This is a genomic window from Fulvivirga marina (genome assembly GCF_016775155.1).
GTDB lineage: Bacteria > Bacteroidota > Bacteroidia > Cytophagales > Cyclobacteriaceae > Fulvivirga > Fulvivirga marina.
In genome coordinates this window covers 141,494-154,865 of sequence record NZ_JAEUGD010000018.1, presented here as the reverse complement: position 1 = coordinate 154,865, position 13,372 = coordinate 141,494, and the positions used below count along the sequence as shown (strand labels likewise).

Below are 13,372 nucleotides of genomic sequence, written 5' to 3'. Positions count from 1 at the left end.
TGGAAAACATTAAAAAAGCATGGGAAGCCTCATACCCTCAAATATTCTTTGAAAGAAAGCTATTTGAAGATATAATGGGGCACTACAGGTACCCTAAAGGCTCCGGCTGGGGGCATACTTCTGATATAGCCAGTAATTTTAAGGCCATTGATTTTTATGAGGATTTCACACAAATTGGGAACAAGGTTTATGCTGAAACAGCTGTTTCAATGAAAACAACTACAACCAAAAGTGTAGATAGCTGGCTGGCTTCAAATCCAGTCAAAAACAATATAGATAATCTCAGGGCTGGTTTAGGTGATGAAGGGATTCTATGGAATGGAACAACAATTTATTATAATAAAATAGAAATACATATCTACATGCCTAAAAGCAATATAACGCCTGAAATAACAACTGAATGGATAAATAAACTAAATATAGAAAGGCCAGGCATTAACTTTCAAATCAATGCATTGGAAGATTTTGTAAATTAAATATGAAAAAGATATTCAACCTTTGGATTGCTAAAGAAACGTTTGATTACGTTGCAAATGTCAAGCAAAGATTAAATTATGACGACTGGGTGAACTTTATTGACTCAAACAAGAACTACTTTACCTGGCAGGAAGAAACTGAAGAAGGAAAAGAAACACTTGCAAATATAGAAAAAGTCCCTGAAGGATTCAGGGAAAGAGTAATCAAAGGCCATTCCAAGCATAAGGCTCTTGCAGAATTCAATTCCAAAAAAGGTTACTATGAGGTATTGATTAGTTATAATGAAGAGTTAGGCATCATAAGTACTACATTTCAAAAGCCGGTGAAAAAGCAACATCTAAACATGCTTCTTGATATGGCAAAACGTCTGCAAGCCTACCTCTTAAACAACGGTACTGAAATAATAGATGAGAAGGTATTGGATACTATGGGGTAAACATAGATCTAAATAGAAGGGATTCTGTCCAATAGACGGGTAAATCAAACCCTTAAAGTTCCTTGACGAGGGAGAGGGAATAGCAGAAATTAGTGGGCAGAAGCTATTGAAGCAGGGGGATGAGGTTGGGTTTAAGGAGATTACCGGAGGGAGCAATCTTGTTAAAGATGCTATTGAATCCAAAGTTGTTAAGCAAATCAGTTACTGGGACAAAAATTTAAATAAACTTGTCGAGGTTCCTAAATATAATAATGTAGCTCTGGGTAAAGATTTAAATGGGACATTAAAGGCTTTCGGTGATGAAGTTGGGGCAAACGTATGGACTTCCTCTACCGATAAAATATTTACCAAAATGTATGATTTACCAGATTCCTATTCTTTTGAAAGGGCAATAACAAGTGTGTTAAATGAAACTGTCAAAGTAAATGGAGGTAAGGTTCTTTTTGATATTACCAGTGTTAATGTAGAAAAGGCAATTGTTGGTGGCTTAGTACATAATCAAGAGTTAGTATTTAAAAATCTTGTGACTGAATTTGAATTGCAAATGGTACTTCTCAATCAAACATGGTTTGATAACATTATTTTTCATGAAGGCGGACGGATATTATCTCAAAATGAATTGTTATCGATAGGGATTAAATTAATAGAACAGTGATCAAAACGGACAGTAATATTTTATCGGAAATCATAGGGCTAACAGTTGAAGGGATACATCATGACTATGTAAAAAAGGATATGGGGATTTTACTTGAAGGGAGTATAATGCTTCTTTTTAAAGATTGTGTTTTAGTTTATGATGGAGGTATCATTGGTGATAAAATCATCTATGCATCTGAATATTCAGGAGAAATGGGCTTTGTCCTAGACTTTAGAGAAAGAAAATTAAACGTAGAAGACTACAAGTTTGCGATTTTAAAAGGTGCCGAAGATGAGTTTCCGAGACATCAAATACGAATAGCGTATAAAAGTATAGAAGTGAGGCAGAGCCAATCCCCAAACTGGTCTTAGGCTTAACGTAGTGATCCTAAGACCTAAAATGGGATAGTCAGAAAAACACATACACTTGACATCATCAAGATGGTAAAACACTTATGCCTGTATTGACAAGTGTGCATAGTAATGTAGCTCATACAGGTGGTGCAGCTACGATAAAAAGAGGTCTGGAAGGAATATTTCAATCACCATATTAAGCATGTGATCTATGAAAAAAGGATTTGATTTTTTAAAGACAAACGTTGGTCAGGAGCCATATGATTTATCATCAATCATACAATTGCCAAGATTATATATGCTCTTTGTTGATGCTTATGAAGTTGGTTCTAAATGCTTAAATTTAGACGGTATTTTGGATGAAGATGGCGATTTTGAAAGTATCGGTAGTATCAAAGTCAACATATCCTAAGACCTAAAATGAAATAGAGCGTCCGCCCGGGCTAATTCATTGATGCTATCTTTACAGCATAAGAAGAAAGTATACTATTCGGGATCGGCACGTCAGGCATTATACTACATTCAATAATCGAGCGGATGCTCAGAATAACGCGGGTCCGTAGCGGACGCTACGATTTCTATGTTTAAAACAAATTAAGCCAACTTAAAATCTTGATATTCTCGACTATCTCTTACACAAGCAAAAACTCTTTGCATAATGCATGGTCTTCATTTTTACAGATCCGATAATGGTGTATGGCTAATCGAAAGCGTGCCAGTCCAGTATATTTGGAGGACAGAGGTTAGTTATATTGTATCTGTCAATCAGAGCGTTGTGACTCATAAAGATTTATGGATTATGAGACAGTGTCTCTTGCTTTTAGTTTAACCATCAGGGGTTGGTCTGGCCTTAGGGTTAGCAAAGGATTGAAGCCGGTGTCTTTCTGGGTTAAAGGAATGAGTTCAAACGCTCTTACCAGTTGTAATAAAAGGATCATCATCTCAAATATTGCGAAGTTATTACCAATGCAAAATCTGGGGCCAGCTCCGAACGGCATATATTGTAGTTTGTCCTTTAGCGACAACTCCTCAAACCGCTCTGGGTTGAAGTTGTCAGGACTGTCCCAATATTCACCGTTGTTGTGTATCAGGTAAATGTTCATCATAACCTGCTTGCCTTTACTGATGGTGTAACCGTCCAGTTTATCATCTTCTTTGGCCATCCTTACGATGTTCCATATGGGTGGGTATTTGCGCAGTATTTCTTTTACTGTTAGCTGTAGATACCTGACATTCGAAAAGTTGACCAGGTCTATGTCTTCAAGTTTTTGAATGACTCTTACCTCATCATATAGTTTTTGCTGAACTTCGGGGTGCCAAGCGAGCATGTGAAACCCCCAGGCCAGTCCCAGCGCTGAGGTTTCGTGGCCGGCTATGAAGAAGGTCATTAGCTCATCTCTTATTTTTATGAATTCGGCATCAGCGTCATGGTTTTGCATCAGAACGGTTAGGATATCATTAAACTTATCCTGATCCAGCTGTTGTCTTTCCTGAATACATTTTTTGATTAGTCCATTGACTTCCTTCATCATCTTGTGATACTTCCTGTTCTGTTTGGTAGGGACCCATACAGGTACTTTGAAAGGAGATCTTATGCGGTTGGTGATAAACTCCTGACTAAAGACCACATCCGCAATCATTTTCTCTTTAAGTTGCTCATCCTGGTAATTGATCAGTGAGTTGAGCAGTACATTTAAAGTAAGCCTCCCCATCTCTTCACTCAAATCCAGGGAGGAACTATCAGATTGGTCTTTTAGAAATGCCTCACCGGTTTTCCAGACAGCGGGTAATAACTTGCGGAGGTCGGTTTTGTGGAAAGAAGGTTGAAGTGCTTTGCGTTGTTTGTGCCATTGCTCACCATCAGCAGTGAGCAGCCCATTGCCGAGTACTCTTGCAATTTCTCTATAACCTTTACTCTTCTGGTATTTTTCCTGTTGAGTAACCAGTATTTGGTGTGCATGCTTTGGTGAATTGGTAACCACAAAGTCTCCCATGGGTAAATTCAGATCAACAGGTGCTCCAAATTGCTCCACGGCTTCTTCCATATAAAGGACAGGTGAACTTTGGAATTTTTTCAGGTTCTGAAATTTACTGTTCTGGGGAAAAGCAATAGGGAGATCCATTTTATATTGAGTTTAAGCCCTCAAACATAGGCAATCCTCTACGATTTTATATTTAGATTGGTTAGTTAGTAAAAGGTATGCCCTGTCAAGGCAATAAATATAGATCCATTTTAGAGCGCTTTACAGAATTTGGAAAAAGGATAAATATAGAGATCTATTCAGAGATTAGAAAAACAGGGGTGGTTGTGGGTACTTCACCATTTAAAATAACGGGTCACCCTGTAAAGTTAGGTGCTTTGCAATATGTTTTAGACAAGTAATATGACCTAAGTTCTTAATAAAACCACCCCTTCTGAAAGGTGTAAAAACAAAAGCTCTGAATAATTTATCAGGGCTTTTGTTTTTATATTTAATATATCTGTCACTTTTATTTAATAGGCTCTTACCAGCTTTCCTTCCATAAAGTTGACATATGATTGGTTGGCTACTCTAACACCACCGGGAGTAGGGAAGTTGCCAGTAAAATACCAGTCCCCCTGATGATTAGGACATGCTTTATGCAGATTTTCCACTGTCTGGTAGATTACCTCCAGTTCTGAAGTCATTTCTTTAGGCTTCACTATCTCTCCAATTTTCTTAGAAAGTTCCTCATAGGAGAAGAGATCGTAAAGTTTGTTTACGTGGTTTATTGGCTCTTTCCTGGCAAGTGATTGCTTGCAAAGTTCATAAACCTCTTCCATCATATACTCCTTACCCTTTTCCTTAAGCAACTCAACCATAGCCCTGAAGGCTATGAATTCATTCATTTTCGACATGTCAATGCCATAGCAGTCGGGGAATCTGATCTGAGGTGCTGAAGACACTATAACCACTTTTTTAGGTCCCAATCTATTGAGCATTGTGAGAATACTTTTTTCAAGTGTTGTACCCCTCACGATAGAGTCATCAATGATCACTAAGGTGTCTGTGTTTTTTTTGATGACCTCATAGGTGGTATCATAAACGTGAGCTACCATTTCATCTCGATGGTCATCATCAGCAATGAAGGTTCTTAGTTTGGCATCTTTAATAACAATTTTTTCTACCCTTGGTCTGAATGAAAGGATATCTTCTACAGAGTCAACTCGAGGTTTCCCTTCAAGAACAACTTCCTTTCGTTTTGCGCTCAGGTAGTCTTCCATACCCTCCATCATACCTAGAAAAGCGGTCTCAGCTGTATTAGGAATATAGGAGAATACAGTATTTTTAAGGTCAAAATTGATTGCTTTGAGTATCTGAGGAACCAGGAGCTTGCCCAGTTTCTTTCTTTCATTGTAAATATCAGGATCCGTTCCTCTTGAGAAGTATATCCTTTCGAAGCTGCAAGACATCTTTTCCTTAGGCTGGATGAACTGATACTCGCCAAATTGTCCATTCTTTTTCATGATCAATGCATGACCAGGTGTGATTTCTCTGATTTGATCATAGTCAACATTAAAAGCAGTTTTGATAGCAGGCTTTTCAGAGGCTACGACAATCACTTCATCATCGGCATAATAATAAGCAGGCCTGATACCAGCAGGATCTCTGGCCACAAAAGCATCACCATGCCCAACCATACCCGCCATGGTATAACCACCATCGAAATCTTTGCAAGCACGGCTAAGTACCTTTTGTAGGTCAAGCTCGCTTTCTATTACTTCCGTAATTTCCTGATTGGTGTACTGCTCTTTATATTTTCTGAAAATGTCATTGTTTTCCTCATCAAGGAAGTGTCCAATTTTCTCCATTACGGTAACGGTGTCCACTTTCTCTTTAGGATGCATACCAAGTTTTACAAGGATGTCGAAGAGTTCATCCACATTGGTCATGTTAAAGTTCCCCGCTACTACGAGGTTACGACTTCTCCAGTTATTCTGACGTAGAAAAGGGTGGCAGTTTTCTATACTGTTTTTACCATGTGTTCCGTATCTCAGGTGGCCCAGCCATAGTTCTCCGGTGAAAGCACAATTCTCTTTCATCCATTTCTCGTCGTAGTACTTGTGTCCCCCTTCTTTTTGTGCTTTTCGGTATTTCTTACCTATTTTTTCAAAAATTGTTTTTATAGGGTCCTGATCGATGGAACGGTAACGACTGATATACCTTAAACCTGGTTTCAAACCAATCTTGATATTGGCAACACCGACGCCATCCTGGCCCCGGTTACGTTGTTTCTCCATCAAGATGTACATTTTGTTTACGGCAAAGGTCGGTGAACCGTATTTTTCGATGTAATAAGATAGTGGTTTTCGTAACCTGATTAGGGCTACACCACATTCGTGTTTTATGCTGTCACTCATGCGCGGAAATTAAAATGCAAAGCTAACACTATTAATAATTCTCATCAAACCATCTGGTTTAAAGAATGTTAATAATAATGCTAGAACCATAATGAATCCCAAAAAATTCTCAAAGCTGAACAAATTTTTGTTCTTAGGTGTCTCATCCTGTGGTGCTTTGAAGATCATATAGTATGGAATCCGCAGGTAATAGAAGAGTGACACAACGGTATTGGTCAAACCAAAGATCATTAGGTAAAGCATCCATGAGTTTTCTTTGGTGGAGTAGCTTTCCCATAAAGAAGTAAAAATAAGTAGTTTTGCTGTAAAGCCTCCGGTAGGAGGGAGACCAGCCAATGATATCATGATGACGATTATCATGATGGAAAGAGGAATGGATGCTTTAATTAAACCGCGGTAGTGATCTACATTGGTATAGCCATAGCTACGTTCCAGATAGTTCACAAAAATGAATGCCGCAATATTCATGATCAGGTAGACAGCGGCATAAAACAATAAGCTATGCATAGCCAATTCACTGAAGGCAACCATTGCAACCAGTAAAAAGCCTGAATGGGCGATGGAAGAGTAGGCCAGCATTCTTTTGACATTTTTCTGCCAAAGAGCTGAGAAGTTCCCTATGGTAATAGTGAGCATCGCAATAACGGCCAATATGGATGACCAGTTCAGAGGGCTGAGACCAAAAAGGTTGATTATGATCACCCACTTGACGAGCAAAGCAAATCCTGCAAGTTTGGGTACCACGGAGAAGAACGCAACAACTGGCGTTGGAGCTGAAGTATAAACATCTGGGGTCCAAATGTGCATAGGCGCGGCAGATATCTTAAATAATATGCCTCCGAGCACTAAAAAGCAACCAATTGCGAGTGGAACGGTGTCTACTTTCATCAACATCTGAGCAAACTGCGGCTGAAAGAAATCAAGTGATCCGGTAAAGGCATAGAGCCATGACATGCCAAATAGCATGATACCTGATGCTGCAGCTCCGAAAAGTAAGTATTTTACACCTGCTTCTGTACTGTTTTTGTTGAAGCCAAACGAAGTGAGCAGATATGAACTGATAGATATTAATTCGATACTAATGAATACCATCAGCAAGTTATTTGCCATGGCAAGCAAGTGAGCCCCCAGTACTACTGAAAGCATGAGAGCGTGGTATTCGCCTTGTCTGTTTGATGCTTCACTTCCTCTGAAACCCATAAAAACAGCCAGTAAAGTTCCAGTTCCAAAGATAAGTTTCCAGAAAACAGCTCCTTTGTCCAGGCCAAGCATACTCAGAAACAGGTGCTGTGGATTTTCCCCAAGAATAGCCCACTGTCTTAAATCAGTAAAAATGGTAATAGCCAATATCAGCAGGCATAGTGCCTGAACCCATGGCCCCTTTTTGCTTTTAGCTAACAACCCGGCAATTAGAATGAGAATGATACCAATCGTAATGACAAACTCTGGCTGAAAGTATGACAGACTTGAAGTGATATCCCGGAGTTTATCGTTCAGTGTAGTCTCCATTAATTATTTCTCCAGCATTTGAAATCCATGATTACCGATTACATCTACGAATAATGTAACGGACTGATTGATCAGGTTTAAAAGTATATCAGGGAAGATCCCTAATAAGAGGGCAAACACAAACAATGGGATTAGCATGATGTATTCCCTTGGTTTGAGATCGCTTAGCATATCTTCTTTGACCGGCCCCTTGGTGAAAAACTTGCCAAAAAACATGCGTTGTATTGCCCATAGGTAATAGGCGGCACTTAATATCAGCCCTGTGGTGGCTATTATTGCCATCCATTTAGGAACAAGCCCATTAATAGATGAAGAGCTAAATGCTCCTAAAAGTACAAATATTTCTGCGATAAAGCCCGAGAAGCCTGGTAAGCCCATTGAGGCAAAGAAGAATATCACTACAAAAATGGTGTACTTAGGCATTTGAGATGCTAGTCCTGAATAATTCTCAATGACTCTGTTATGCGTACGGTCATATATTACGCCGGCAATCAGGAATAGCGCTCCTGAAATAAACCCGTGGCTTACCATCTGGTAAACTGCCCCACTTACACCTTCTGCTGTTAGAGATGCAAGGCCAAGAAGTACAAAACCCATATGTGAAACTGAAGAGTAGGCTATCAGTCTTTTAAGGTCTCTACTGGCCAAGGCATTCATAGCTCCGTAAATGATGGATAGTACACCGAAAAAGCCAATCCACCACGAATAATGTAATGCCCCATCCGGGATGATCATAAAGCCTGTCCTTATCAGGCCATAAGCACCAACTTTTAACAAGATGCCTGCAAGTACTACAGAAATAGGTGTAGGAGCTTCTACGTGGGCATCCGGTAGCCAGGTATGCAGAGGCACAACGGGTATTTTGATAGCAAAACCCAGGAATATTAGCAGAAAGGCCAGTAACCTTGCGGGGTGACCTAATATCATTCTTACCGCATGCATATCCATTACCGACTTCGGAATGTAATTCCCCTCATTGGTCATATGGATCATATTGAAGGTGTGAACAAGTTTATCTGTAGGTAGTTGGTTATTAGAAAGCAGGCTCTGAACTTTTTCCTCCATTTCAGGGGTAACCTGTTCTATATTATCAGCCAGTCCATATTCTACAGCGGTAGCAGTAGGGTCTATTACTGAAAGATAAAGAGAGATCATTACAATCAGAATAAAAATAGAACCCAGCAGAGTATAAAGGAAAAATTTTATGGAGGCATAATCTCTTCTTGGACCACCCCATAACCCAATGAGGAAATACATTGGTAAGAGCATGAACTCAAAGAATAGATAGAATAAAAGGAAATCCAGAGCTACAAAGCAGCCTATAATGGCAGCGTTGAGGATGAGATACAGGCTGAAATATCCTTTTACTTTGTCTTGTATATTCCAGGAAGAAATAACACCAATAAAGAGTATAACTATGGATAACAACACCATGCTGATACTCAGACCATCAACTCCGACAAAATAGTGTGCGGAGAGTTTTCCTAATGTCGATAGTTCCAGGTTGATCCATGGAATGTTCACTGCAAACTGGAAGCCATCGATAGTGTTCACCCCAGCAATGGAACTGTTGTACCCAAGGTAGAGAATGACAGCCAGAATAAGCTGAATACAGCCTATACCCAAAGTAATGTGTTTTGAAATATGTTTTACCGATGCCGGAAGGAGAGCTATTACGATCGCGGCCGTTAGCGGTAAGAAAACTAATATAGAGAGCAAATGGTTGTATAACATCAGTTACCAGATTATCCAGAAGATCATTAATACTATGCCAAAAACGGCTATTAAAATATAACTTTGAATCTTTCCGCCCTGTAATGATTTGGTCATTACGCCAATCCTTCCCGCAAAGAAAACAGAAAAATTAACAAAACCGTCAACCACCATTCTGTCAATCCAGCCAATAAGGTGTGCTAAAATGACATTTCCGATAGCTAAACTATCTATGGCTCTGTCAATTACACGCTTCTCAAAAGATGTGAGTCCGTTAGAGATCCATAGTAAAGGTTTTTCTATAATTAATTTATAGGCTTCATTGAGATACCAGTTGTTATATGATAATGCCTGAAATTTGTTGATGGTGTCTTTTCTGTCGAAGTAACTTTTTGCGTAGGGGCTTCCTGGTCGGTAAAGATACCAGCCAGTCAAAGCACCGATGATTATCATAGTAATTGAAATAAGTGTTACTTCTATATGATTGGAGAACATCAGTTCTATTAATCGAGGTTGCCAGTCTATATCAAACCCTGGGGTAAGAATGGCTGGAGCTTTCAGTGCTCCCAAAAACCAGCTATGGCTATGATCCAAAGGGTTGATGGACCATACCAGTCCTAATGACATAATTCCTAAAATTATCAATGCTGATTTCATTACAAAGGGCACTTCCTTGACCTCATTCAGGCTATGATCAGAATGCTTGGATATTACCCTGAAGTCACCAAAAAATACCAGCAACAGTTGTCTGAACATATATAAGGCAGTAAGTACCACGGTAAGGAAACCTAGACCTGGGACTAGATAGTAAAACGAAAATCCGCCACCAGACATCACATCAGCCCAGGCATATGCTCCTGAAAGCAGGGCATCCTTTGACAGGAACCCTGAAAAGAAAGGTATTCCTATAAGAGCTAGTGAGGATACGCCATATGCCAGAAATGTAAAAGGCAACTTTTTTCTAAGTCCGCCCATATTGCGCATATCCTGCGCATCAAACTTCAGGCCCGTATCATGCTCAAACTCATGCAATGCATAAATAACAGACCCTGCCGCTAGAAACAGACAGGCCTTGAAGAAGGCATGTGTAAACAAATGGAACAGAGCAGCATCATAAGCACCTACACCAATACCCATAAGCATATATCCCAACTGGGATATCGTGGAATAAGCAAGTACTTTTTTGATATCGTGCTGGGTAAGCGCGGCAACCGCTCCCATAAATGCTGTTATAGCACCTATAGTGGCAATAAAAGTCAACGCGTGAATGTCGAGCAACACAAAAATGCGGGCCATCAGAAACACACCTGCTGCCACCATGGTAGCAGCATGGATCAGTGCAGATACAGGAGTTGGACCTTCCATAGCATCCGGTAGCCATATTTGAAGCGGAAACTGGGCAGATTTACCCATAGCTCCAAGAAACAGTGCTATTCCGGCAATAGTAAGCCAATCTGCATTTAAAACATGCCCAAGAGAGGAGGCCCATTGCCCTTCTGCTAACATAGATTGCTGCATCAGTACTTTTAAAGCCTCAATGTCTAAAGTATTAAACTGAACCCAAAGGATTGCCAACCCAATTAAGAAACCCGCATCCCCGACTCGGTTTACAATAAATGCTTTTTTTGCAGCCTTTGAGGCACTGTCCTTTTGGTACCAATGGCTAATCAGCAGGTAAGAAGATAGTCCTACAAGTTCCCAGAAGATGAAGATGATCAGGAGGTTGTCAGCCATTATGATGCCTAACATAGAAAAAGTGAACAGGCCTAAAAAAGCAAAGTACTTTTTGTACCCCTCATCATCTTTCATATATGCAGTGGAATACGCATGCACCAAAAAGGAGATTACATTAACCACTACCAGCATCAGTGCGGTATTGATATCCAGAAGGATGCCCGCAGTAACTTTGGGCATTCCTGCTATGGTAAACCACTCAAAGCGGGTGTGGTTGGCCGGGCTAGCCCATGTTGATAGTAAAAGGTATAGCGATAGGCATGCTGCAAACAGGATCATACCAGAGGCTATCCATGACATTGGTTTCCTGGAACCATTTGGTGTTGTGGCCATGAGAAGAAAACTCACGAACGGTAAAGCTAGTATGACTAGGCATAAGATCGTGGGGGGGGTCCAGGGTAAAGGTTGTAATAGTTCAGAGTATTCCAAAGGCTTATCCTTTTAACTGGTTTATCTCATCCAGGTTGGTTGTACTAAAATATTTATAGATCTTCAAGATGATCGCCAACCCCACGGCTGCTTCAGCTGCAGCAACTACTATAACAAACAATGCGAAAAACTGCCCTCCCAATTTTATATTATCCAATTGGCTGACAGCTATAAAATTAATATTGGCTGCATTTAAAATCAGCTCTACGCCCATAAGGACTACGATAGCATTCTTTTTGGTGATGATCACTGTCATCCCAATGCAAAAAAGTATTGCGGATAATATGAAATAATGTTCAATGGCCATCAGATCTTTCTTTATAACCGGCAACTGTAGCTGCACCTACCAGTGCTATGAGCAGCAGCACCGCTGCAATTTCAAAAGGTAATATATAATCACTCATTAAGCCAATACCTAAATGATTTATATTGTTGAAGCCTTCTGCCGGGTTATTAGTATGGTTATCTATTATTGACTGAGATTGTAATGCTGAAAAGTTGATTCTGAAAATGGCATATATTAAAAGAGCAGATAAGGAAATCATGACTATCGCTCCTGAAAATTTATTGCGAGACTCTGTTATCATGGCTTTTCCAGAGATCTTATTGGTCAGCATAACACCGAAGATCAGTAGCACCACAATGCCTCCTACATAAACCATAATTTGTGTTATGGCCACAAATTCAGCTCCTGCAATAACATAAATGCCAGCCACAGCCATAAAGGTAGCAACCAGAGAAAAGGCTGCGTAAAGAATGTTTTTAGAAAATAAGATGACCAGTGCAGAAAGCACTGCCACAAAACAGAAAAAATAAAATATAAACTCAACCATCACTATCCTCCCCCTTATCTTTCTTTTTTATGACCGGCTTGGGTTTCATAACCGGTTTGGGCTTCATAATTGGTTTAGGTTTCTGCTTTGGCTCAGATTTTCCTTCTGTTGAGCTTTCCTTAGTTGTTTTAATTTTAGGTTTGAATACAGGCTTGGCTCCACCCATCTTAGGTTTAGCTCCACTTACCTTAGGCTTAGTGCTGCCAATTTTCGGCTTTGCTACAGGTTTCTTTTCGGCCGATTCTGTTGATTGCTCTTTTGCTGCGGCCTTTTGCTTTTCAAATTCCTCCAGCTCGTTTCTCTTTTCTAAAATTTCTAATGGAGTCATAGTAGCAAAAGAGTATGTATGGTCATCAACATCGTATTCACTAAAATCGTATGTTTTGGTCATTGTTAGACATTCGGTAGGGCATACTGTTGTGCAAAGGCCACAAAAGCAGCACTTACCCATGTCGATGTCAAACTTAGCAGCATATATCCGCTTGGAAGTGCCATCAGATGTTTTACCTATTTCTCCTACCGCCCGGATGGGATCAATGTCAATACAATCTACCGGACATATTTTAGCACATTTGTCGCATACGATACAATCATCAATTTCATTATGCAGTCTGTACCTTCCATTATCCGGAATAGGGAAGCTTTCATGAGGGTACTGGACAGTTACCAGACCCTTATCTTGCTTGAAGTAATCTGTATTGCACACAGGTACAGGCTTTTGTAGTGTTTTTGCCTGTAAAATGTGCTTAAAAGTGATCTGTAAACCTCCCCACAAGGTTTTTACCGTTTGTCCAATGTTGCTCCAGTAGGAATGGTTCATGCTACAAATATTGGTCAGCGAATTAAGAAAATGCAAGAAAATTTAAGAAA

At 39.9% G+C, this 13,372-nt stretch carries 13 protein-coding genes and 1 pseudogene; 6 read left to right on the top strand and 8 right to left on the bottom strand.

The window, feature by feature from the left end; genetic code table 11:
- From JMN32_RS05825 to JMN32_RS05800, 6 genes and pseudogenes are all read left to right on the top strand, one after another.
- On the top strand, positions 1 to 476 hold a 476-nt coding region (locus tag JMN32_RS05825), incomplete at its 5' end, for a hypothetical protein (RefSeq protein ID WP_202855362.1).
- A 2-nt stretch (positions 477 to 478) separates the two neighbouring features.
- Positions 479 to 913, top strand: coding sequence for a hypothetical protein (locus JMN32_RS05820; RefSeq protein WP_202855361.1), 435 nt, complete (start codon positions 479 to 481; stop codon positions 911 to 913).
- A gap of 106 nt (positions 914 to 1,019) precedes the next feature.
- Positions 1,020 to 1,568: a hypothetical protein gene (locus JMN32_RS05815; RefSeq protein ID WP_202855360.1), complete on the top strand. Its 549-nt coding sequence runs from the start codon at positions 1,020 to 1,022 to the stop codon at positions 1,566 to 1,568.
- Positions 1,565 to 1,921, top strand: coding sequence for a hypothetical protein (locus JMN32_RS05810; protein ID WP_202855359.1), 357 nt, complete (start codon positions 1,565 to 1,567; stop codon positions 1,919 to 1,921). The genes JMN32_RS05815 and JMN32_RS05810 overlap by 4 nt, the downstream gene beginning before the upstream one ends.
- A gap of 71 nt (positions 1,922 to 1,992) precedes the next feature.
- A pseudogene (locus JMN32_RS27620) lies at positions 1,993 to 2,103 on the top strand (hypothetical protein); the annotation flags it as partial.
- Positions 2,104 to 2,114: 11 nt separating this feature from the next.
- A complete protein-coding gene (locus JMN32_RS05800; protein WP_202855358.1) occupies positions 2,115 to 2,315 on the top strand; it encodes a hypothetical protein in 201 nt (66 codons plus the stop codon).
- A 385-nt stretch (positions 2,316 to 2,700) separates the two neighbouring features.
- On the opposite strand, the gene JMN32_RS05795 is transcribed toward JMN32_RS05800, so the two are convergent.
- The 8 genes from JMN32_RS05795 to JMN32_RS05760 form a co-directional block, all read right to left on the bottom strand.
- Positions 2,701 to 4,026, bottom strand: a complete 1,326-nt coding sequence (locus tag JMN32_RS05795) for a cytochrome P450 (RefSeq protein ID WP_202855357.1) — start codon at positions 4,024 to 4,026, stop codon at positions 2,701 to 2,703.
- Between the two features lie 371 nt (positions 4,027 to 4,397).
- Complete coding sequence (locus tag JMN32_RS05790; RefSeq protein WP_202855356.1) at positions 4,398 to 6,284, bottom strand: amidophosphoribosyltransferase; 1,887 nt, start codon at positions 6,282 to 6,284, stop codon at positions 4,398 to 4,400.
- A 9-nt stretch (positions 6,285 to 6,293) separates the two neighbouring features.
- A complete protein-coding gene (locus tag JMN32_RS05785) occupies positions 6,294 to 7,793 on the bottom strand; it encodes an NADH-quinone oxidoreductase subunit N (RefSeq protein WP_202855355.1) in 1,500 nt (499 codons plus the stop codon).
- Positions 7,794 to 7,796: 3 nt separating this feature from the next.
- Positions 7,797 to 9,527 carry a complex I subunit 4 family protein gene (locus JMN32_RS05780; protein ID WP_202855354.1) on the bottom strand — a complete coding sequence of 577 codons (1,731 nt, stop codon included), beginning with the start codon at positions 9,525 to 9,527 and terminating at the stop codon, positions 7,797 to 7,799.
- Between the two features lie 3 nt (positions 9,528 to 9,530).
- Positions 9,531 to 11,669: an NADH-quinone oxidoreductase subunit L gene (gene nuoL / locus JMN32_RS05775; RefSeq protein ID WP_262896701.1), complete on the bottom strand. Its 2,139-nt coding sequence runs from the start codon at positions 11,667 to 11,669 to the stop codon at positions 9,531 to 9,533.
- A 4-nt stretch (positions 11,670 to 11,673) separates the two neighbouring features.
- Positions 11,674 to 11,976 carry an NADH-quinone oxidoreductase subunit NuoK gene (gene nuoK / locus JMN32_RS05770; RefSeq protein WP_202855352.1) on the bottom strand — a complete coding sequence of 101 codons (303 nt, stop codon included), beginning with the start codon at positions 11,974 to 11,976 and terminating at the stop codon, positions 11,674 to 11,676.
- Positions 11,966 to 12,502, bottom strand: coding sequence for an NADH-quinone oxidoreductase subunit J family protein (locus tag JMN32_RS05765; protein ID WP_202855351.1), 537 nt, complete (start codon positions 12,500 to 12,502; stop codon positions 11,966 to 11,968). Before JMN32_RS05765 ends, nuoK begins: the two co-directional genes overlap by 11 nt.
- Positions 12,495 to 13,322: a 4Fe-4S dicluster domain-containing protein gene (locus tag JMN32_RS05760; RefSeq protein WP_202855350.1), complete on the bottom strand. Its 828-nt coding sequence runs from the start codon at positions 13,320 to 13,322 to the stop codon at positions 12,495 to 12,497. Before JMN32_RS05760 ends, JMN32_RS05765 begins: the two co-directional genes overlap by 8 nt.
- Positions 13,323 to 13,372 lie beyond the last annotated feature (50 nt).